This window comes from Algoriphagus aquimarinus (assembly GCF_007997215.1).
GTDB lineage: Bacteria > Bacteroidota > Bacteroidia > Cytophagales > Cyclobacteriaceae > Algoriphagus > Algoriphagus aquimarinus_A.
In genome coordinates this window covers 154956-177093 of record NZ_VORW01000001.1, presented here as the reverse complement: position 1 = coordinate 177093, position 22138 = coordinate 154956, and the positions used below count along the sequence as shown (strand labels likewise).

24 protein-coding genes are annotated in these 22138 nt (G+C 39.3%); 19 read left to right on the top strand and 5 right to left on the bottom strand.

What is annotated here, in order from left to right:
- The 3 genes from ESV85_RS00770 to ESV85_RS00760 all read left to right on the top strand — a co-directional run bounded on the left by ESV85_RS00770 (position 1) and on the right by ESV85_RS00760 (position 3932).
- Entirely contained in the window at positions 1-2256 is a 2256-nt protein-coding gene (locus tag ESV85_RS00770; protein WP_146914372.1) for a multicopper oxidase domain-containing protein, read from the top strand.
- Between the two features lie 512 nt (positions 2257-2768).
- On the top strand, positions 2769-3113 hold the full coding sequence (locus ESV85_RS00765) for a four-helix bundle copper-binding protein (RefSeq protein WP_146914371.1): 345 nt from the start codon (positions 2769-2771) through the stop codon (positions 3111-3113).
- A 168-nt stretch (positions 3114-3281) separates the two neighbouring features.
- A complete protein-coding gene (locus tag ESV85_RS00760) occupies positions 3282-3932 on the top strand; it encodes a DUF305 domain-containing protein (protein ID WP_146914370.1) in 651 nt (216 codons plus the stop codon).
- Positions 3933-4347: 415 nt separating this feature from the next.
- Here ESV85_RS00760 and ESV85_RS00755 read toward each other — a convergent pair whose 3' ends face one another.
- Positions 4348-4578, bottom strand: coding sequence for a hypothetical protein (locus ESV85_RS00755; protein WP_146914369.1), 231 nt, complete (start codon positions 4576-4578; stop codon positions 4348-4350).
- 339 nt (positions 4579-4917) lie between these two features.
- Here ESV85_RS00755 and ESV85_RS00750 point away from each other — a divergent pair, with 339 nt between their 5' ends.
- Positions 4918-5127: a hypothetical protein gene (locus ESV85_RS00750; RefSeq protein ID WP_146914368.1), complete on the top strand. Its 210-nt coding sequence runs from the start codon at positions 4918-4920 to the stop codon at positions 5125-5127.
- A 79-nt stretch (positions 5128-5206) separates the two neighbouring features.
- Here the strand turns inward: ESV85_RS00750 and ESV85_RS00745 are convergent, their stop codons facing one another.
- The 3 genes from ESV85_RS00745 to ESV85_RS00735 are packed head-to-tail and all read right to left on the bottom strand — an operon-like array spanning position 5207 to position 8016.
- Positions 5207-5659, bottom strand: coding sequence for a hypothetical protein (locus ESV85_RS00745; RefSeq protein ID WP_223275879.1), 453 nt, complete (start codon positions 5657-5659; stop codon positions 5207-5209).
- Complete coding sequence (locus tag ESV85_RS00740) at positions 5640-6875, bottom strand: nucleotidyltransferase (protein ID WP_146914367.1); 1236 nt, start codon at positions 6873-6875, stop codon at positions 5640-5642. Before ESV85_RS00740 ends, ESV85_RS00745 begins: the two co-directional genes overlap by 20 nt.
- Positions 6876-6879: 4 nt before the next feature.
- Positions 6880-8016, bottom strand: a complete 1137-nt coding sequence (locus ESV85_RS00735; protein ID WP_146914366.1) for an SAVED domain-containing protein — start codon at positions 8014-8016, stop codon at positions 6880-6882.
- A gap of 291 nt (positions 8017-8307) precedes the next feature.
- Here ESV85_RS00735 and ESV85_RS00730 point away from each other — a divergent pair, with 291 nt between their 5' ends.
- The 12 genes from ESV85_RS00730 to ESV85_RS00675 all read left to right on the top strand — a co-directional run bounded on the left by ESV85_RS00730 (position 8308) and on the right by ESV85_RS00675 (position 20289).
- A complete protein-coding gene (locus ESV85_RS00730; RefSeq protein ID WP_146914365.1) occupies positions 8308-8883 on the top strand; it encodes a hypothetical protein in 576 nt (191 codons plus the stop codon).
- An 8-nt stretch (positions 8884-8891) separates the two neighbouring features.
- Positions 8892-9308 carry a hypothetical protein gene (locus ESV85_RS00725; protein WP_146914364.1) on the top strand — a complete coding sequence of 139 codons (417 nt, stop codon included), beginning with the start codon at positions 8892-8894 and terminating at the stop codon, positions 9306-9308.
- On the top strand, positions 9308-10111 hold the full coding sequence (locus ESV85_RS00720; RefSeq protein WP_146914363.1) for an ImmA/IrrE family metallo-endopeptidase: 804 nt from the start codon (positions 9308-9310) through the stop codon (positions 10109-10111). The genes ESV85_RS00725 and ESV85_RS00720 overlap by 1 nt, the downstream gene beginning before the upstream one ends.
- Positions 10112-10223: 112 nt before the next feature.
- Positions 10224-10421 (top strand): helix-turn-helix domain-containing protein, encoded by a 198-nt coding sequence (locus tag ESV85_RS00715; protein ID WP_146914362.1) that lies wholly within the window; start codon positions 10224-10226, stop codon positions 10419-10421.
- A 69-nt stretch (positions 10422-10490) separates the two neighbouring features.
- Complete coding sequence (locus ESV85_RS00710) at positions 10491-12092, top strand: site-specific DNA-methyltransferase (RefSeq protein ID WP_410488834.1); 1602 nt, start codon at positions 10491-10493, stop codon at positions 12090-12092.
- Between the two features lie 2 nt (positions 12093-12094).
- Complete coding sequence (locus ESV85_RS00705) at positions 12095-13096, top strand: virulence RhuM family protein (RefSeq protein ID WP_146914360.1); 1002 nt, start codon at positions 12095-12097, stop codon at positions 13094-13096.
- On the top strand, positions 13096-15705 hold the full coding sequence (locus ESV85_RS00700) for a DEAD/DEAH box helicase (RefSeq protein ID WP_146914359.1): 2610 nt from the start codon (positions 13096-13098) through the stop codon (positions 15703-15705). The genes ESV85_RS00705 and ESV85_RS00700 overlap by 1 nt, the downstream gene beginning before the upstream one ends.
- A 137-nt stretch (positions 15706-15842) precedes the next feature.
- Positions 15843-16817: a lysozyme inhibitor LprI family protein gene (locus ESV85_RS00695; RefSeq protein WP_146914358.1), complete on the top strand. Its 975-nt coding sequence runs from the start codon at positions 15843-15845 to the stop codon at positions 16815-16817.
- A gap of 522 nt (positions 16818-17339) precedes the next feature.
- On the top strand, positions 17340-17705 hold the full coding sequence (locus ESV85_RS00690; protein WP_146914357.1) for an ArsR/SmtB family transcription factor: 366 nt from the start codon (positions 17340-17342) through the stop codon (positions 17703-17705).
- On the top strand, positions 17702-18301 hold the full coding sequence (gene merTP, locus ESV85_RS00685) for a mercuric transport protein MerTP (protein ID WP_146914356.1): 600 nt from the start codon (positions 17702-17704) through the stop codon (positions 18299-18301). Before ESV85_RS00690 ends, merTP begins: the two co-directional genes overlap by 4 nt.
- A gap of 3 nt (positions 18302-18304) precedes the next feature.
- A complete protein-coding gene (locus ESV85_RS22425) occupies positions 18305-18535 on the top strand; it encodes a GDCCVxC domain-containing (seleno)protein (protein WP_146914355.1) in 231 nt (76 codons plus the stop codon).
- Positions 18536-19383: 848 nt separating this feature from the next.
- Positions 19384-20289, top strand: a complete 906-nt coding sequence (locus ESV85_RS00675; protein WP_146914354.1) for an ArdC family protein — start codon at positions 19384-19386, stop codon at positions 20287-20289.
- Positions 20290-20540: 251 nt separating this feature from the next.
- On the opposite strand, the gene ESV85_RS00670 is transcribed toward ESV85_RS00675, so the two are convergent.
- The gene (locus ESV85_RS00670; protein ID WP_146914353.1) at positions 20541-20741 is read right to left on the bottom strand and encodes a hypothetical protein; all 201 of its coding nucleotides are present in this window, start codon (positions 20739-20741) and stop codon (positions 20541-20543) included.
- A gap of 192 nt (positions 20742-20933) precedes the next feature.
- Here ESV85_RS00670 and ESV85_RS22160 point away from each other — a divergent pair, with 192 nt between their 5' ends.
- The 3 genes from ESV85_RS22160 (at position 20934) to ESV85_RS00665 (ending at position 21985) form a co-directional block, all read left to right on the top strand.
- Positions 20934-21107, top strand: coding sequence for a hypothetical protein (locus tag ESV85_RS22160; protein ID WP_191321871.1), 174 nt, complete (start codon positions 20934-20936; stop codon positions 21105-21107).
- Entirely contained in the window at positions 21104-21268 is a 165-nt protein-coding gene (locus ESV85_RS22155) for a hypothetical protein (protein ID WP_191321870.1), read from the top strand. Before ESV85_RS22160 ends, ESV85_RS22155 begins: the two co-directional genes overlap by 4 nt.
- 132 nt (positions 21269-21400) lie before the next feature.
- Positions 21401-21985 carry a haloacid dehalogenase type II gene (locus ESV85_RS00665; RefSeq protein WP_146914352.1) on the top strand — a complete coding sequence of 195 codons (585 nt, stop codon included), beginning with the start codon at positions 21401-21403 and terminating at the stop codon, positions 21983-21985.
- The last annotated feature ends 153 nt before the right edge of the window (positions 21986-22138 follow it).

Below are 22138 nucleotides of genomic sequence, written 5' to 3'. Positions count from 1 at the left end.
ATGATAAAAAGTAATATTTATAAGAAGTTGTTGCTAATAGGTGTTGTGCTATTGGTAACCAACTCGCTTTTCGCACAAAAAGTAGTGCGATACGACTTGTATGTAAAGGATACCCTTGTCAATTTTTCAGGCAAAGAAAAATGGGCCATTGCCGTAAACGGGCAAATTCCGATGCCAACACTGACCTTTACCGAAGGTGATATAGCAGAAATATACGTGCACAACCAACTCGAAGAAAGCACCTCTTTACATTGGCATGGCTTGTTTTTACCCAATAAGGAAGATGGTGTTCCCTTTCTAACGCAAATGCCGATAGAACCCGGCACGACACACAAATACACATTTCCAATAATCCAACATGGCACACATTGGTATCATAGCCATAGCGGACTGCAAGAGCAAATAGGAATGTATGGCTCCATGATACTAAAAAAGCGGGAGGATGACCCAGGATTAAGGGCAGGGATTGACGATATTCCGACTGTCCCTATTATTCTAAGTGAGTGGACAGACTACAAACCTGAAAATGTGCATCGGATGTTGCACAATGCTTCTGATTGGTTCGCTATTAAAAAAGGAACCACTCAAAGTTATGCAGAGGCTATAAGGGAAGGTCATTTTAAAACCAAAGTTGCCAACGAATGGAAACGAATGTTGGCAATGGACGTGAGTGATATTTATTATGATAGATTTCTAATTAACGGCAAAAATGAAAGCCAATTATCCCAATTCAAAGCAGGTGATAGAGTACGATTGCAAATCTCAAACGGCGGTGCTTCCTCCTACTTTTGGCTCACCTATGCAGCCGGCAAAATGACCGTTGTAGCCAATGACGGCAACGATGTAGATCCTGTGGAAGTCGACAGGTTGATTATTGGTGTGTCGGAAACTTATGATGTAATCGTGACCATTCCTGCTGAAAATACTGCCTATGAGTTTCTTGCTACAGCGGAGGACCGCACCAAATCAGCTTCCATTTACATCGGTTCGGGCATCAAACAATTGGTCAGTCCATTGCCCAAATTGAAATATTTTGAAGGCATGAAGATGATGAACGATATGATGAAAATGAACGGCGACATGAACGATATGGGGATGAATATGAGCCTGCAACAAATGGATATGAACACAGTCATGTATCCTGAAATTTCCGGCGAAAAGAAACCGATGAAAATGGATGAAAAGCCTGGAATGGATATGAAAAACATGGATCATTCGAGTCACGGTTCTAGCAATACGGACATTGTAACCCTCAATTATGCAATGCTCAAATCTCCAACTAAAACCACATTACCTGCTAGTGCACCCGTTAGGGAAATGCGCTTTGAACTGACAGGCAATATGAACCGCTATGTGTGGAGTATGGATAATAAGGTGCTTTCAGAATCCGATAAAATATTGATAAAAAAAGGGGAAATCGTGCGAATTACCCTTTTCAATAATTCGATGATGCGCCACCCGATGCATTTGCATGGACATGATTTTAGGGTGATCAACGGACAAGGGGAGTACGCTCCGCTCAAAAACGTAATGGATATTATGCCAATGGAAACCAACGTAATTGAGTTCGAAGCTAATGTAGAGGGAGATTGGTTTTTCCACTGCCACATTCTCTATCATATGATGGCAGGCATGAACCGGGTTTTCAGTTATGAAAAACAAGAACCAAATCCCCTTTTACCGGAGAAAAAATGGGCTTATAAAAAATTGCAACAAGAAAGCAACCAATTACACCTTATGGCTCAAAATGACTTTGCCACCAATGGAAATGACGGAGTGGCAATGTTGCAAAATACGCGTTGGAGTTTTGGCTCTGAATGGCGACTAGGGTACAATGATGAGCACGGTTATGAAAGTGAAACGCACGTAGGCAGATATCTTGGAAGAATGCAATGGTTAATGCCTTTTGTTGGTTTTGATTGGCGCTACAGGAAACTAGGACACGGCGAAGTGGAGCAAAACATCTTTGGACAGAAAAGCACGAAAGACAACCGCGCTCAATTCAGTGTAGGAGTTGCTTATACCTTACCTATGCTTTTTATTTTACAAACTGAAGTTTACCAAGATGGCAATGTCAGAGTTCAATTACGACGAGACGATATTCCTGTTTCAAAAAGAATCAGGGCAAACTTTATGGTAAATACTGACAAAGAATATATGGTAGGGTTAAATTACATTCTAGCTAAAAACTTTGGTTTTAGAACACATTATGACAGTGATATGGGTTTTGGAGTGGGATTGATGTTGAATTATTGAGTACTGATGTTCAATTAATAAGATTAAACTATATTGATATAAATAGCTTGACTAAACTGCCTCAATTATAGGCTAGGTTTTGAGGAAGTTATCTTTAGATCTATTATAAAGGAAGTAGCAGTAATTGTACGATTTTAAATACAAGACTCCATTCACTATTTCGGTAATAATTTGGTTTCAGTAGTCAAAAAATCTGATAGAAATACTCTGGTACACCCTAAGGCACTTGGTGAAAAGTTTAAATCCTGAAATTTACAGAAGGTTAACAGACACTAGACCTTTTGATAACGACACTAAAGCCTCCTGCATGAACTGTAGGAGGCTTTATGTTTAGAGTAGTTTGGTCCGCTCTCGGTTCTGAAAAAACTAATCCAATTTGCATACTTGGTACGGTAGATGCATTCTACAATTTCAATAACAAACACTTGGCACCTTGATGTCTTATCATCGGGCAACAGCGATACTGAAGGCCGGGCAACAGCGGACCTGAAGAAAATTTAAATTAACTAGTTATGAGTCACGAAAAATTTAAAAATTGTATCGATGCCTGTTATGAATGTGCAAGTGAATGCGACCACTGTGCAACAGCATGTCTTCAAGAGGAAGATGTAAAAGCAATGGCAAAATGTATCCAGTTGAATAGATATTGTGCTGATATCTGCCGTATGGCTGCCAGCTTTATGGCCCGAGCCGATAGCTATATTGGTGAAAATTATTCCCGCCAATTATGTGGTCTTTGCGCCACGATTTGTGAAGAATGTGGAGCAGAATGCGACAGTCATCAATCAGAGCACTGTAAAAATTGTGCAGAAGCTTGTAAAAGATGCGCTGGAGAATGCAGAAAGATGGCCGCTTGAGAGAGTTGCTGCAGTCCAAGAGGATATACTTTTTGAAGTACATCCTTTTGGAAATAGTTTTTACAGAATACGTCCATGATGAATACTTGTCAATCGACTATGCTGAAATTTTGTTAGACATGAAACGTGTATTGATAAAACAATGAGTTTTACATAAAAATAATCAAAATGAAAATCTTTGAAAATACGTACTATATAAAATCGCGGTTAGCAATAATGCCGCTTGCATTCATGTGTTTACTCTCTTGTGATAAAGACGATGAATTCTTGAAATTACAAAGCCATGATGACAATGAGTTTATGACAATTATGCATAATATGAATTCGCAGATGGATGCCATGCAAATGACTGGCGATGCAGATCATGATTTTGCCAGTATGATGGTCATCCACCATCAGGGTGCTATAGATATGGCCAATAAAGAACTTATGAACGGGAATGATCCTACAATAAGAGCAATGGCACAGCAAATCATTGATATGCAGACAGCAGAAAAAACTGAGCTAACAACTTGGCTTGAAAACCATACTCCGGATTCCAACACAGAAGGTCAGGCATTTGCCAATGAAATTATGAACGTGATGGAGAAGATGAAAAACTGGAAAGACATCCAGCTTTTGACAGGTGACGCGGATAATGATTTTGCACAACTTATGATTGTTCACCATCAAAACGCCTTCGATAACGCTCAATCAATCTTACATCATGGCCACCACGATGAGATAAAAGAAATGGCTAACAAAATGATCGAGGATCAAAATCAAGAAATAACCGATTTAGCTGCTTGGTTGAAGATTAACGGACCTTATAGACAATAATCTAAAATCAAACTATGAAAATAGCAGGAGACGAAATTGTTAGCCTGTAGTTCTACATTTTATAAATTATAATTATCTGAGGTCCAAAAAATCCAGAACTCAGATTTTAGTGTTATTTGAATCCCAAAACGATGACATAGGTCATTTTAACCCAAATCCGTCTATAGGAAAAACCTCTAATGACATTCATTAGAGGTTTTTGCATGTAAACAATTAAAAATGTTGATTTTGAAAACTTTTTTGAGATGCTTTTTGATTCTTTTCCCTTAAGATTTTTTTATCCTATGAAGCCTTTAAAAATTGAATTTACAGAAAGGAAATTACTCCTTGGGGTGGTATGCTCTTTTCTCTAAGATGCTCCAGACCATAGGTTATGATTCAATAGTTAGCAAACTGGATCTGCCTCAGCCGGGGTCTAACTGCGGTATTCTCCGCGGCAATTAGTGATCAGTTTTCTGGCCAGTGTGTGGTGCGGTCCAATTGTTTTGAACATCTGTAAGTGACCCGAAGCGATCAGGTGATCCGGGAAAGAATGGATCTCGAAAGACCAATCCGGATTGATCGGGTCTTGATTTTTCAATTTTTCCAGATAGGATTTGATGGTCTCCTTCTGTTTCTTACTGATGGCTGTTTGCTCAAAGAGCATGGAGTAGGGGAGTTTATCGACAATTTGAATTTGAAGCTATGCCTCCTGGAGAAGTTTCTGTGCCACTTGCTGAGGAGATTACCCTTAATTGAGTTTGGCCAGTTCGGTCTTTTCATCTTGCCTTTTCCCGAAGTATTTACAAGCCCTATTCAGGTTTTATCCAATTGTATGCACAAAGGTCGGATGGCCTGTCAGTTTCAAAAAATTGAGGCTTTTAGCAGAATTTCCTAAAAACAGGGTTTCCTACGGACTGCCTCCCGGTTTTTAAATTCTAATTTTTCATCACTTTCCCGGCCATCCTAAATGACCTGCATAAATTTTAACTAAAACCAAAATACTATGGCATTCTCAAAAAAGTACATCGGAAAAGGAAAGCAAGTCGAAAATAGAAACATTGTGGAAGTGAGCCTGAATATGACTGAGCTTCAAAACCACACCTTCGAGTATGAAGGAGAAACCTTCGTCAAGTTCAATGTCGCCAAGCTAAAAGAACCGGATCAGTACGGAAAAACCCACACAGTTTACGTTTCGGTCAAAGAACCGGATTAGGAAGAATCTTGAGAAAAGCCCGAAAGGGCTTTTTTTACCCTTGGATTTTCGTTTTCCTCTTCGGGTAAGGAGAATAATTTTATTCAGATTTTTCATTTTCATCAGGGTTCTCATTATGCTCAATACCTCCTCCTTTCCATTCCCCAGTCCCGACCCAAATTTCATAATGCATAAGCCATTCGCAGGCCCAAGGAATGAGGGTTTTTATATACAGCATAGAAGAATTCCACTCATCGTCATTTGGATAGTACAGGCAAAGGCGCTGTTCTGCATGACTGTAAACATGTGGAAGTCTGGTTTTTCCTTTCGCCAATTGAAGTGGTTTGGGAGAAACTACATAGACTTTAGCTCCTTCGCCCTTTTTATAATGAAGAAGGAGGGTGTAGCATTCACTTAGTGGAGTAGGTTTTACAGTATGTGTCCACTTGATTTCAAAATCGGATTTACGACTGATCTTTGATCCAGGGAAAAATGACTTCAATGCCACTTCCTGTTGAATTAGCGGAATTGGTTTATTGATCCTTTTTCGCACCAAAATTTGTGTGTTGAATGATTGAAGTTCTACCTACTGAGCCTATCATTCCAGTGATTCCCGCCATTTTTAATCCTCCTGCGTTTCTTAATTGCAACTGCTTTTCCCCGTAGTTGGCAAATGCTAGAGATACCGATTTTTCTCCAAATGGTGATTTTAAGGATTCCATAACAGAATGTAAACCTTTATCTTTTTGGTCTAAGGCTTGTCTAACATCGGTTTTAACAGCCTGTAACCACAATTCAAAGTTTTTTTCTTTTTGGGGAGCCTCCTCCCATTTATCCGCAAAATTTTCTTCCTCATTTACAGGATTCCCTATCCATTTGATCATCCTACCTGTTTTTGGATTAAATTTTTCTTTGATAAACAAATGCATACGGTCGATTACATTCAATAATGCATCTATGATAGAAGTCTCCTTCTGATAGGCCCTTGCAGCCAAAGTAGTTATGATAATTGATATTGGTTTGTCCTCATCTCCATTGAAAAAAAGATCGCGATGCCTTTTAAGAATTTGAACAACTCGTTGAAGGGGCAGCTTATCTTTTTGATATTGGGGAACTGGCTTTATCGATTCACTTAAAGTTATTCTTTTACTTAAGTCAATTGAAGCCTCATTTGTAAACCACTTGGCATAACCAAAAGGGTTGCATTTAAGCCAAATTTTATGATCGGTTTCAGAATAGTAATCATCTCTAAACCTGTCAGTTATTCTGATCGCAAGTTCATTCAGATCAGTCGTTTTAGAATTTAAAAATGCATTTTCCAAAATCATTTGATATCCAGAATCGACAATAGAAGGTAGAATATCCATATGATAATTGGCAGAATCGGAATAAACCAACGTCCAACATCTTCGACCTTCTTCTTTCAGCATCTTTCGGTAAACAGTATTTTCTTTTAGCTGATCTCCAACCTTTTGCTTCAGGTTGTATTGGGTCCAAGACGGCTGCTTACCTGTTAATTTACACACCAGGTCAATATCAAGGTCGTCCTTCTCGTTTACTGGTTTTATCATCGTACCGAATAGAAATGATCCTTGAGGAAGAATTTCCGGTTTATAAGGTGACAGTAGAGATCCTTCTTTTGAAAGTTGGTTACCTACCGCTTGATAGCTTTTTACGACAGCATCGTACTGTTCTTTGCTAATATCTAGTTCTTGTCCTAGCGCCTCAAGGAGATCACTAAATTGTTTTTTTTGTTCCGGTGTCAACATACTTTTAAGAGATTTTTAAAGTTTTAATAAAACCGCCTTCCCTTCTGTTTTGATCATAAATTATCATTGCAAGGTCTGCTTTTGGCATCCAAACCCTTCCTAGTTCAATAGCAGTAGAAACTGGCATAGCTGGAAATACATGGATTATTACATCCTCTCCATGCCGCGCTTTTATTTGATCGAGCGCTTTGCGTGCTATTCGGCGAAAATCCTGCAAATGGAGGCGAGACTTTAGGTAGTCATTATTAGGGCTACTATGGGTAATCGACCAAATGCTAGATTCCTCACCAAGAGAATTCTTTATCCGATCATCAGTGATAGTTGCGCTCAATTCAAATTTGAGGGCAACAACTTTGTGGTCTGTTGAAGCAGGTACAATTTGGTGCTTAACATCGTACTTTTGATCTAGCCACTTCCAGGTGGTAGGTTCTCTATGAAGTTGATAAACCTCCGCATCGTAAAGGTCACCTAATAAGGTGCCTAGCTTTATAAGCAATGGTTGAGGTGCAAGACCAAAGATGGAAAAGTGTTGAGTTTCATGTTTTCCCTTCAAATACTGAACTTCTGATTTGAATTTAATTATCAGGTTTTCTTCTTCGGCTAGCCAGTAGCTTTCGGCATGATCTTCCAAAGCTGATTGCATTCCAATTTCCACCGGCCGTGGCATAGAAGGGTAGTAATTCGGGAGTATAGCTTGAGTCGCGGAATGAAAATTTAAAGGAGAGGCATTTTGTCCTATTTTAGCACCAAAGAGAAGAATATGGCTTCTCATGTCAGGTGCAATTCCGGTCAAAAGCTCAATACGCTCTTCATGGACTCTTTTCATCGTTATCAAGCGATCTGCTGGATATTCTTCCTCTTTTGATTTATCGTCAAACGTACGGTGGCATTCATCACACACTAACATAAGATTCGAGAAATCCTTTTCTAGCAAAGGTGACTTTACCTCATCATATCTGGCTCCTCCTTTAGAAAATGCAAATATGTGGGCTATGTATGCTTTGTTCATTTGGTCCATCGTTGCTTTGTGCAACCATAGGGGAGTGTTGCAATTATTGAACTGGCACCGTCCGCCAGAAGACCGCCATAAATTGGTTTTGACTTTTGGGGGGATGTTTGGTCGATTTACATTTTTTGCCATTTTCTTATCTCTCTTTTCGGATTCCCTTGAAAGGTTTAGAATTGGACGTTTTTACATCCATAAATTGCCCAGTTTCAGAATTTCTCTTTGTCCAGAGACCGGTCTTGGGATTTTGTACTTGTGATCGTTTTCTGACAGCTCCTTTTCGAGCATTGTCTCCTGTTGGTTTGTTTGTGGCCATCGTTTTTAGTAGTTTGAACGTGATAAAATAGTATGCTACTGGCGAAGAAAAAATTGCCGCGGCATGGCAATTTTTTCTTTTTAATTAGCATTACAATTAATTAGCGCCTTTTGGAACGACTTGAAATCAAATCAGACTATGAAAATGTTGACTGGGAAAAGGTTATTCCAGTGCTCATGGCCTATGCATATGCCCTAATTGGAGTGAGCAATCAGAGGATGGTTAGATCTAGGGAGGAGCTTTCTTACGATTTTGCAATTGATGCGATTACGAAGTATTTGAATGAACCCAAGAAATTTGAACCATCCAGAAATCCCGACCTAATAAGATATTTGAAATACAATATTCTGCGACAATCGATTTTTAACGCTAAGAAGAAAGCTGCAAACCTCAATGAAATTGTCCAAGATGAAAAAGAGGACGAATATGATTTAGAAGAAGTTGATGATTTCTTTGCTGTAGAGTTTGAACTCGATGAATCTATAGATGTTGCCACAGCTGTGGCAAGCATTGAGGGAGAGATTTCTGGCGATGAGGAATTGTATGAAATTTTTATCGGTCGTTATTACGATGAGTCAAAAAGATGTGAAATCTGTAAAGATCTTAATATTTCTGAGGAAGAATATGATAATAGGATTCGAAGGCTGAGAAGGTTATCTAGAAGAATTTTGGACTCCTTTAATTAAAAGAAAATATGTCAACTGAAAATAAATTAAAAGCCTTTAAACTACTTCTTCATGATTATGCAGAGGCAGTAAGCTCAAATCAGGAAACTGCTACTGATTTTCTAAAGAAGGAAGGAGTAGATGTAAATAGATATGTGACATCGGGAATTAAGGAAATTCGTAAATCAACGTTTTTGAGAAAAGCCCAAGTAAATATGGAAAGGGATGAGAGTTTGATGGAGAAAGCTCTTGTGTTGCTCAAACAAAAGATAGAAGAAAATCTAAGTTTAACTGGGAATATGTTGGTTGGCATGTTGAGGAAAAAAGCACCAAATGTGCAATTTAGAAGTCTCGATAAGTTAGACGATGAGGAAATTCGTGAAATTTTGTCAAATGTTGATCTTGCAAAACTCATGGAGGAATTGGAAAAAAGAAATGAAATCTAATGGCAATTTCGAGAGGGGCTTTGGCAGCGAAGAGGTTGCTGGAGGAATGTGGGATTGATGATCCAACTAAAATACCGCTTGAATTAATAGTTTCTGGGAGGGGGGCCACTTTAAGGTATGAGCCACTAAAAAATTCTGATGGTAGAATTGTGTTTGGAGAAAGAAAGACCATTATTTCTGTTAATTCAAATCTAGAATTTGAAGGAAGAAAAAGGTTTACTATTGCTCATGAATTGGGCCATCATGAAATGCACCGGAATACATTGGAAGTACACAACGAGAATGAAAGTACTTTAAGCTGGTTTGATGATAAGGTAAACCGTTCAAAAAAAGGAATCCAAGAGGCAGAAGCAAACCAGTTTGCTTCAGAGCTATTAATGCCATCTGGCATTTTTTTTTCGGAGTGTTCTGATTATGAGTTTAGTCCAAGTTTGATTAGGCACCTTTCTGATAAATTCTCAACAAGTCGAACATCAACGGTTTTTAGATATCTAGAGCTTGGACCACACCCGATTTGTGTTTTTTATTGTCACAACAATAAGGTTCTGTATTGGAAGAAGTCGGAAGACTTCAAGAATTTTATAATTGATCGAATTAATCTTTCTCCGCCTGACGACTCTGTTGCGGCCGAATATTTTAAAGATGGAAAGATTTACTCTAAGACCCAGTCCAAACAACAAATTTGGAAGTCAACTTGGTTTGATATGAAAGAATGGGAGAATGACCGGAACTACAAATTTTATGAATATTGTATCGTTACTCCCAGTTATAATACAGTTCTTTCGGTCGTGTGGGAGGAGTAGAGTAGTTGATAAGGTGGCCACTTTGATTGAAATCTTTTTAGTTTGTTTTCTATCTCAAAAAACGAGATAATCCCGATAATTCTCTATTTTTAGTCTCTGACGAATTTCAGGAATGAACCGGATCAAAGAAGTGCTTGAGGAAAAGGGAATTACCCAAACTTGGCTTGCCGAGCAACTCGGCAAAAGCTATAACATGGTCAATGGCTATGTCCAAAATCGGCACCAACCACGATTGGAAGTTCTCTTTGAAATTGCCAGAATCTTGGGTGTGGACCCAAAAGAACTCATCAAGTCTAGCCATAATTTTTAAACCAAGCTTTAATTTAAACCAATGCCTACACTACACTGGATAGGAAAGGAAAAAGTAATCAATCATCACATGGACGTGCCTTTTAAGGTACTCGAGCATAGCTATGGATTTGATAACGGAACACAGACTAGCACCGAAACGCAAAGCGGGAATAAGATAATCCATGGGGACAACTTGGAAGCCCTCAAAGCACTACTACCTGAATATGAAGGCCAAATCAAGTGCATCTATATAGATCCCCCTTACAATACAGGAAATGAAGGGTGGGTATATAACGACAATGTAAACGATCCCAAAATCAAAAAATGGCTTGGGGAAACTGTTGGTAAAGAAGGGGATGATTTAACCAGACATGATAAATGGCTTTGCATGATGTATCCAAGAATGCAATTACTTCATAAGCTTTTATCAAATGACGGATTAATTTTCATTTCCATTGACGACAATGAATATCAAAACTTAAAATGCATTTGTGATGAAATTTTTGGAAGGAGTAATTTTATAACAAATTTTACTTGGAGGACTGATGGGAATTTTGATAATCAGGCAAAAATCAAGATCAATCATGAATATATTCTCTCATACGCAAAAAAGATTGAACTTTTTGAACACCCAAAAATCGTTGATCCAAACATACCAGAAGGAAGTAAGCTATTTAAAACTGAAATAAGAAATACAATTGTTAAAAATGGGCCAAAAAACCCCATAAGTCCAGTAAAGCTTCCAATTGGTTTCCCATGTGATTTAGAAAATGGTGTAATTCAAGAGAGATCTGATGCATGGCCACATTATGACAGGGATGCTATTATCCAGGATTTCAAATTGACTAATGAAGTTATTGTAACTAGTGGATGGAGTTCAAAGGCAATTTTTGAAGAATTTATCATGAATAAATTCATGCCAGTGAAGGATAGTAAAGGTCAAAAAACAACTTTTTCAATTTCTAAAACTGGAGCTATTGAAAACATTAAATCAAGGGGGGATGCAAGCCATGTTGTTAGTTCTTTGTTTAATATGGGAAGCACTCAAAATATGAGTAGTGAGTTAAAGAAAATGGGAATTGATTTCGACTACCCTAAATCTTTAACCTTAATTCAATATTTAATTAGTATCGTTAACGGAAAGGATTTTACTGTTTTAGATTCTTTTGCAGGTTCCGGGACAACCGCACATTCCGTTTTAAATCTTAATAAGAAAGATGGGGGAAATAGAAAGTTCATATTAGTTGAAATGATGGACTATTCCGAAACAATTATATCTGATCGCATTAGGAAGGTTATTTACGGCTATACAGAGGTTCAGGGTACAGGAGGAAGTTTCGATTTCTACGAATTAGGCCAGCCACTATTTGATGAGAATGGAAATCTTAATGAATCTGTGGGGCTGCCGAAAATCCGAAATTATGTGTGGTACACTGAAACTAAAACGCACTTGAAGGAAGGGAAGCATGAGGACAATGCCCATTTTCTTGGGAAGTATAACGATACCTCCTACTACTTCTACTACGAATCAGAGGCCATCACTACACTGGATCATAGCTTCTTGGCAAGCGTCAAGACCAAAGCTGAACAATATGTGATCTACGCCGATAATTGTTTGCTAACCAAAGAGTTTATGGTGAAGCACCATTTAATTTTTAAGAAGATACCTAGAGACATTACCAGATTCTAAGCATGAGTGAACAACAAAATAATTTCCTGCTCTATACCGCGCCTTCTGGGGAAGTGCGAGTGCAGGTTTACCTTCAGGATGAAAGTGTTTGGTTGACACAAAAGGCAATGAGTTTGCTATTTGACACCACACCCCAAAACATAACCATTCACCTCAAAAACATTTTTGAAAGTGGTGAATTGGAAGAAATGGCAACTTGTAAAGAAATTTTACAAGTTCAACAAGAAGGAGAGCGTCAGGTGTCTAGAAAACAGAAGTTCTACAATCTGGACGCAATTATCTCAGTTGGGTACCGCGTCAATTCATCCAAAGCAACCCAGTTCAGGATTTGGGCGACCCAAACCCTAAAAGAATATATCATCAAAGGGTTTGTGTTGGATGATGAGCGTTTGAAGCAGGGAACAACTGCTTTTGGTAAAGACTATTTTAAGGAGTTACTCCGAAGGGTTCGTTCCATCCGTGCGAGTGAGCGGAGGATATACCAACAGGTGACAGACATTTTTGCAGAATGCAGTATCGACTATGATCCCAAGTCTGAGATTACGAAGAATTTTTATGCCATGGTTCAGAACAAATTTCATTTTGCCATCACGGGTAAGACGGCCGCTGAAATTATTCATCTTTCAGCTGACGCCAAAAAGGAAAACATGGGCCTGGCCACTTGGAAAAACAGCCCGGAGGGTCGAGTATTAAAGTTGGATGTGATCATCGCCAAGAATTACCTTCAGGAAATGGAAATCCAACAATTGGAAAGAACCGTGACCGGATATTTCGACTACATCGAAGGGCTGATCGAGCGAGAGAATACCTTTACCATGGAGGGATTGGCTGAAAGCGTCAATAAGTTTTTGACTTTTAATGAATATAGAGTCCTTTCCGGAAAAGGCCGGATTTCTAAACTACAGGCCGACAAAAAGGCGGTGAAGGAATATGATGAGTTTAACAAAACCCAAAAAATCATCTCTGACTTTGACAAAGAAGTTAAAAAATTGAAGAAGAAGTAATGGAACTGAAGCCCTATCAACAAGAAGTCATCAATGATTTGTCTCTATTCTTGGAGCGAGTGCAAGAAACCAAGGACACGGCTAAGGCATTTCATAATTTTTGGTCAGAGCATCCCAAAACGCCATTGATGCCTTTCCCCGGAACAGCCATTGAGCCTTATAAAAACAATGTGCCTCGGGTGCCCCATATTTGTCTGAAAGTGCCAACCGCAGGAGGGAAGACTTTTATTGCCTGCAATGCCATCAAGACTATTTTTGATGCATTTAACTACGACAAGCCAAAAGCTGTGGTGTGGCTGGTTCCCTCCATTACCATTTTGGATCAGACCATCAAAAACCTTAAAGATCCCTCACATCCTTATCGACAAAAAATCAATTCTCACTTTGGAAACAAAGTTGAGGTTTTTGATAAATCTAGCCTCCTCCAGGGTAGTGGATTCAATGCCACTTCGGTAAAGGAGCAGTTGAATATCATGGTGTTTAGCTTTGATAGTTTAAAGGCCAAAAACAAGGAAGACAGAAAGGTTTTTCAGGAAAATGGAAACCTTCAATCTTTTGAGAGCTTGCTGGATAAGAATGAGGAGATCACGCTAGGGGCGATCATAAAGTACCTTAATCCGGTGGTTGTTGTGGATGAAAGTCACAACGCAGAAAGTGATCTAAGTGTGGATATGCTGAAGGAAATCAATCCTTGCTTTATCCTGGACCTAACTGCTACACCTCGCAAAAACAGTAACATCATCAGCTTCATAGATGCACTGGATCTGAAAAAGGAGAATATGGTGAAGCTTCCGGTGATTGTGTATAATCATCAGGATAAAACTGAAGTGATCAACTCTTCCTTGCAGCTCCAGAGGCGACTTGAGAAACAGGCACTTGATGAAGCGAAAAACGGAGGGAAATACATTCGCCCGATTGTGCTTTTTCAATCCCAACCCCGAAATGCTGATGATAACACAACTTTCGAAAAACTGAAGGAGAAGCTCATCGAGTTAAAAATTCCGGAGGAGCAAATCAAAATCAAGACTGCCAATCTAAATGAATTGAAGAATATCGACTTGATGAGTCGAGACTGTGAAGTACGATTCATCATCACGGTAAATGCACTTAAAGAAGGTTGGGACTGTCCTTTTGCCTACATTCTGGCTTCTTTGGCAGACAAGAGTTCGGCGGTGGATGTGGAGCAGATTTTGGGGCGTGTTTTGAGGCAGCCCTACGTAATGAAGCATAAATTCCCCTTGCTCAATGTGAGTTATGTTTTGACCGCCTCATCCAGATTTTTAGAGACATTGGACAACATTGTAAAGGGTCTGAACAAGGCAGGATTTAGTGACAAAGATTATAAGTTGGCTGATTCCATCACCGTAGAACCTGCTAGACCGGCGGATCCATTACAACAGCTTACTTTAATTCCAACTTCAGGAGTGGCTCAAAATCAGCCGGAATCAGATGAGGATATCACTTCAGATATTGATGTGTCAAGAATTTTAGTTTCTGACGATTATCCAGAAGTGGAATCGGTGTCTGAAATAGAAACCACGGCGATTGAACAAAATGAAGCTTTTGAAAAAGTAGTTTTTGAAATGGAATCCAGTGGTATTCCAGTTCTGCCCAACGAAATCCAAAAATTGGTGAAAAGATATACGATAAAAGAGGTTTTTAAAGACGAGGCTGAGAAAGTAAATCTCCCTCAGTTCTATCTCAAGGTGCTTTCCAACGATTTATTTAGCTCAGGCTTAGAAGAGCTTCCTTTAGAAAAAGAAAACTTATTGGAAGGATTTGCTTTGAGTAAAGCAGATACCAATATCGCTTTTGATACCATTACTTCAGAGCTTTATAAGGTAGATTTGGACGAGACTAAGAAGGAACATACCCCTACTTTTGTTCGCTTAGATGGACTAGTCAAAGAAAGTGTTATGACCTATCTACTTGATCCAGCCAGAAAAGAGAGTAGGATTAAGAATTTTACAAGGAGGATCATGGATTTGATTGGGAACATGTATCCTATCGCTGACAAGGAGATAGCGAAATATATCAACCGGATCTTAGAGGACTTTACTGATGAGCAGTTTTCTGCTTTCGCAAACAACGAATACACCTATAAGGATAAGATAAAGCAAAAAATTACCGCGCTTTCTGAATCCTACGCTGAACAAAAATTCAAAGACTTTCTAGATACAGATAAGGTCTTCATCAAATCATCCTACTCACTGCCCAAAAGCATATCGCCTGGGGATACGGCTAAGGACATCACCAAATCCCTTTATGAGAAAGAAGGGAAGATGAATGGATTTGAAGAGCAGGTAATTAATGAAATCGGTAACATGAACAATATCGCATTTTGGTCTCGCAATATTGACAGAAAAGGATTCCGGATTAATGGCTTCATAAACCACTATCCTGATTTTATCATTCAAACGAAGAGCGATAAGACTGTTCTATTGGAGACAAAAGGAGACCATTTGGATGCTGAACAAAAGATTCGATTAGGAGCATTTTGGGCAAGTAAAGCGGGAAATAATTTCCGGTATTTTATGGTTTATGAAAGGCGTACGGTAGATGGAGCCTACAAGCTTGAGGACTTTCTAAAAATAATTAAGGATATATAGTCCCTTGGAAGTGATTCTCAAAAATAGGCCTGTTCGATTCTCCGAATTGGGCTTTGAATCAGAAGCGAGGATTGGGGTATTATTCGTTTAAGGTTCGTGGGAACTACAAAAAACAGTTGCAGTCTGAAAATATAGACATGAAATCCAAACAGACAGTAAAGATAGCTGTAACAATAGTAGCGGCATCGCTCGCCATTCTGCATCTTCTTTTTCCAATGATCAATATTGACCTTATTACGGTTTCATTATTGGCTTTGGCTGTTATTCCATGGGTTGAGACACTTTTCAAATCGGTAGAGTTACCCGGTGGCTTAAAACTTGAATTTCAAGAATTGCGAAAAATTGAAGAGGAGGCCCAAAAGGTAGGGTTAATTAGTTCTGAAGACTTAAAAAAAGAGCGGGGAGAAGAAGAGGCTGGGAAAAGGCTATTTGTTGAGCTAGCGGAACAAAATCAAGAACTGGCTTTGGTGAGCTTAAGGCTGGATATTGAAAAGGTCTTACGAAGCATTGCTTTAAAATATGATCTAAAGGCTGAGAGGTTGGGGATAAACAATCTCTTAAGGGACCTTGCGTCACATCATATTATTCCGATTGAAGAGGAAAGTGTTTTAAGAGACATGATTGGGGTGTTAAATCAAGCTTCTCATGGAGTGGAATATGATCAGAGGACAGCAAAATGGATAATTGAAGTCGGACCCAAAATCATTGAATCTCTGGAGAGTAAAGTCGGAAACAGGGGAGGTAATTTTTCCCATTCTAATCCTGAAGCAAAGGAGCACTGGATAGACAAATCTTTCCAAGAATGTGAGTGGGTCACTAATGTTGAATGGGGAGAATGCATCAATAAACATCGAGATCTTTGGGAAAAAGAACTAAACAATGTTTTCAATACTTTATTGCGAAAACTAGATCCAAGCAAAAAAGCCATGCTCGAAGATTCTCAGAAACACTGGGAAAGTCAGCTCGAAATTGACAGGAATCTTGTTTTTTCTTTTGATGATTTGCAATTCAAAATTGGACGCGAAGGAATGTTTATAGCCTCAATTTCTTTCATGAACAGGATTAGGCAAAGAGCTTTGGAACTTGAGGAGATACTGACAGCCTTGGTATAAAAAAAAGCAAATTTTCCCCGTTTCGCCCACTCCTTTCGTTTCGATTCATTCGCGCCATTTTTCAAATGACAGCTCTTTGCTCTCCACTCCAGGAAAGGGCTTTCACTCCCCACGGCTACCGCTTCACTGCACTTACCCTTCTCCTAAGTCCCGGCAAGCCTAGGACTCGGGAAGGCCGTTTCGTGAAGCAATAGCCCGAGCCTGCATAAGGGGGGCAAGCCTTTTTTGATTTTTCTTCCGAGTCCATAGGGATTTTTGTCCGTTTTGGTCGGTGAGCGCTCCGTTCCATTTTTTCCTTCTCAATCCCCCGGTCTATAGGTGTATGACACGACGATGCAAAGGTTGAGTGAGAACCTGCAACATTCAAAAGTGCACTCCGCCCTGATCTAAAAAACAGGGTCAAATATTTTCTTGTTTTACAATAAAGGAATGGCTTTTGAGTCAGATTTAATCAAAGTAAATATTTAAGCAATTGCTTAAATAAGAAATATCTTTTATGTTTGTGTCCTATAGACCTTCAATATGGCAAGTGATACCTGTATACGACTCTTAGCAGATCCTATCCAAATCAACCAGTGCAAATCAATGCTTTCTGAAAATCAGGAATCATTTAATCGCATCAGTGAAGCTCTTTCCTTAGCAGGAAATGAGGTTCGGCTCAAGATTCTCTATCTCCTCTCAGTCGAAAAACAACTGTGCCCATGTGACCTTTCTGATATTCTTGGAATGACGATTCCGGCAGTTTCGCAGCATCTTCGTAAGCTAAAAGATGGACGAGTAATTGAAGGCAGACGAGTGGGTCAGACGATATTTTACTCCTTGCGTCAGGATCATCTGGAACTATTGAAGCCTCTATTCAGCCACATTCAACCCACCTTATCGGTATGAAATCTTCCTCCAAATCCCTTGCCGGCGCAGGCATTTTTTCTGCTTTCGCTGCTTCGCTCTGTTGTATTACACCAATTCTAGCCGTCATTTCTGGAGCCACAGGATTAGCAGCCTCTTTTGCTTGGCTTGACGCATTTCGCCCATTTTTGATAATTCTGACTTGTATGATATTAGCATGGGCGTGGTATCGTGCACTAAAACCCCAGACAAAAACAGAACTTGAATGTGCCTGTGACGAGAATCCCAGCTTTGTTCAGAGCAAAAAATTCCTTGGTATAATGACAATCCTCTGCGTGATGTTATTGGCTTTCCCCAATTATGCGAAGATTATAGCACCTTCCCCGGATGGAAAAGAAATCATTCTAGTGTCAACGGACGATGTGCAATCTTTTACTTGGAGTATTAAGGGAATGACTTGCGAGGGATGTGAAATCGCGGTTGAGAATCAAGTAAACAAACTTCCAGGGATCTTGGCTGTAGATGCGATTTATGTAGAGTCGGCTGTAAATGTAAAGTTTGATAAAACAAAGACCTCCCCTCAATCGATAGAAGAAGCCATTTCCAAAACAGGCTATCAGATTCTAGAAAAAAAATAAATCATGTCCGAAATTATCCTTGATTCTCTGCTTACATGCCCTACTTGCGGGCATCAAAAATTAGAAACTATGCCAACAGATGCTTGTCAGTTTTTCTATGATTGCGAACAATGCAAGACTTTACTAAAACCCAAGGTAGGAGATTGCTGTGTGTTTTGCTCCTATGGTTCAGTGGTGTGTCCACCCATGCAGAGTGAAGAAAAATCTTCTTGCTGTGGTAATCCAACAAATTGAGGATTAAGACCAATTCATTCTAATCGCTCTGAATAGGGTGATTTACCCTACAAGTTCGAAACATTTACCGTCGAACTGGCCATAAATAAATTGCAACGATGATATGGTGATATGTAAAGATTCATTTATATAAAAGTGTATTTATTTTTCAAATCTTTAGGCTGATTCCCCGTTTCGCCCACTCCTTTCGTTCCGATTCATTCGCGCCATTTTTCAAATGACAGCTCTTTTCTCTCGACTCTAGGAAAGGGCTTTCACTCCCCACGGCTACCGCTTCACTCCACTTACCCTTCCTTGTCCCGGCGAGCCTGGGACTCGGGAAGGCCCTTTCGTGAAGCCGTAGCCCGAGCCTCCTTCAGGGGGGCTAGCCTATTTCCGATTTTTCTTCCGAGTAAATCGAGATTTTTGTCCGTTTCGGTCGGTGAGAGCTCCGTTCCATTTTTTTCTTCTCAATCCCTTGGTCTTCGGTGTATGACACGACGATGCAAAGGTTAAGTGCGAACCTGCAACAGTCAAAAGTGCGCTCCGCCCTGATCTAAAAAACAGGGCCTCCTACGGACTGCCTCCCGGTTTTTTATCCCAGGCTTTTGCCCTATGCAGAACCACACTCTATGGGTTGCATGTCGGTCAGAACCTCAATACCAGTGGATAAAAAAAATGTCACTTCACGCCCACATATCGCCCTTTACTTCAAAAAAATTACCCCATGTACTCGGGAAAAATCTCGGTTTAAGTGTCGGGTCAATCTTCCTAATATCCTTGGATTTAACTGGGCTTTATGTGGCTGATAAACAAATCAATAATCGCTTTATCAATCCTTTTCTGTCACACTTTAAAACTCTACAACCATGAATGCTTGGGAAAATTTCAACCAATTAGCGGAAACCGTTACCAACGAAATCATCGAAGGTATCCAAAATGAAAACCTTACTTGGGAACAAGTTTGGAGTCCTAAAAACTCTCCGAAGAATTATGCTTCAAACCGTCCTTACTTGGGATTCAATGCACTTTGGCTGGCCTGGGTTACTATCTCCAAAAAATTCAAAAGTCCTTATTTCTTGACCTACAATCAGGCGAAGCACCTAGGCAGAAATGTCAAGAAGGATGAAAAAGGCTCTAAAGTCGTATTTTGGAAGATTTCCAAGTTTGTAAAAGGAAAGGCTACCAATGAAGAAGGAGAAAACGAGGACCTTTTTGGAAGGAAGTTTACCCCCTTTATCTGGACGGTTTTCAATATCGATCAAATAGAAGGTATCGATTTTTCCATTGAAGGTGTCGAAGAAAGGGTTTTTTCCCCAAACGAAACTTGCGAATCCATCATTGCAGGCTTTACCACCTGTCCGCATATAGTTCATGAAGGAGACGACGCATTTTACAGCCCCTCCAGAGATTTTATCAATATGCCGGATAAGGAGTCCTTCAAAGGAGACGAGCAATATTATTCAGTCCTATTTCATGAAATGATCCATAGCACAGGCCATTCCAGCAGATTAGGGAGATTTGCAGAAAGACCGGCTTTGGTTGGCTTTGGTTCGGTGGAATATTCAAAAGAGGAATTGATTGCCGAAATGGGAGCCAGTTTCCTGAATGCCCTTGCCGGAATTAAGGATGCCAATTTCAAAAACTCCTTGGCCTATCTGAAGGGATGGTTTAAGCCACTAAAGGAAGATCCAAAAATGCTGATTTATGCTGCTCAAAAGGCACACCAAGCAGCTAATTATATTCTGGGGATAGAACAAAAGGGGGAGGAATAATCCCTCTTTTTTGTTGGATTGTTATTCTATCATTCTTAACTCATATTTAGTTCAAACAGTTGTTTCAATATGTTGAATTCACTTCAGATCGTTTCATTTTTCCTTTGTATTGGATTTTCACTTTCCTTGGTCCAAAACGCACACATAAAAAATCCCTTTCTTTCCAGAATGGGTTTTACACTTGTCAGCTTAGGTTCGTTTTGATTTTTCCTGTTGGGAACCTTTGCGTCTTTAAAGTTTCATTTTGGTTTTTAAAGCTTATCCAGGATTTCTCCGATTAGTCGCTCTTTGTCAAGTTCCTTTTTTCTTTTTGACCGAAGTCCTAGGATATAAATAATCCAAATTCCCCAAGCAACTGCAAAAAGAGGGAACGGATTTTCCGCACCCAAAGCTCCGATCATCGCAATGAAGCTGATGAAAACTGTTCCTAAAAATTTTATTGTATTCCACATAGTCAAGCACTTAAAGTTACATTATATGAATTAACGGGCCTAATTCAAAGTTGTTGGATTTAAAGATGTTAATGAGTAAAGATGTATTTATATAAATATAGAAGAGATCACGATTTTGGATCTTTTAATTTTAAGGGGCTTATTGTCGAGAGAATACCAAAAATGGGAAATCTGGAAAAATTCAAGTAAGTAATGGATAACCAAATCGAAATCTTTCAAGGAAGTGACGGTCAGACTCAAATCGAGGTAAAGTTTGATAAGGAGGCAGTCAGGCTGAATCAAAAGCAAATGGCGGCTCTTTTTGAAAAAGATTCAGATTGCAAGATTTCTAGTCAGCTTAAGGAAACAAACCGGTACAATTGGTGAAGAGAAAATTGAATTCCGAAAAGAAGGTAATGCAAACCGAAATCTCCCAAAAATACGATATGGCTCTTTATGAAAAACTTTCCGGGTTAGCCGAAATGTCTTTGGATTGTTGGAATACGGATTCGGAGAGGATTATTGCTTCAGTGCATTTTGGGATGTGAGGTTATTGAATGCCACATTTCTTTTTTATTATAATTAACTGCTAGACTGTGAAAAAGGCCAAATTATTAATCTTCGATGTCAATGAAACCTTGTTAGACATGGCTTCCTTAAAATCCGCTATCAATAGTTAATTGGAACATTCCTTTGCTTTTGACACCTGGTTTGCCCTACTTCTACAATATGCCTGGGTAGAGAGTTTGTCTGAAAACTATAGACCTTTTGGAGAAATTGCAGATGCTACTTTAAAAATGACAGCTGAAAAACTTGATCGGAAAATCACGCAATCCGAGATTAAATTCTTACTATCTATAATAAAAACGTTGCCACCCCATGGAGATGAGATCGAAGGAATGGCTAAGCTCAAAGAAGTGGATATACCCATGGTGGCACTTACCAATGGCAGTTTGGATGTTGCCAATGCCCAAATGGAATTCAGCGGCCTTATTAAATTTTTGGAACGTGTATTCAGTGTTGAAGAAGTGGGTTACTTCAAACCTCATCCCTCTCGTTATTTATATGTGCTCAAGGAAATGGGTTACTCAGCCAAAGATACCATGTTGGTTGCCTGCCATCCTTGGGATCTTTTGGGAGCAAAAAGGGCAGGTTTGCAAACTTGTTTGATCAAAAGAGAAGGAGTTCCAGATTATCCTTATTCAGAACCATTTGACCTTGAAGTCCATAACCTTAAAGAAGTCCCAAAAAATTTCAAGAATTGATTAAACCTTATAAATTCAAGTTTTTAATCTAGTTATTCTTAAACTTCCTTTATTCCGTATTCGGGTGTCCATGGTCGCTTTTATCCTATTCAGATCGGATGTTGGCATAAGCAGGAAATCCACCTTTCAGCATTTTCGACAAATGCATTAAAT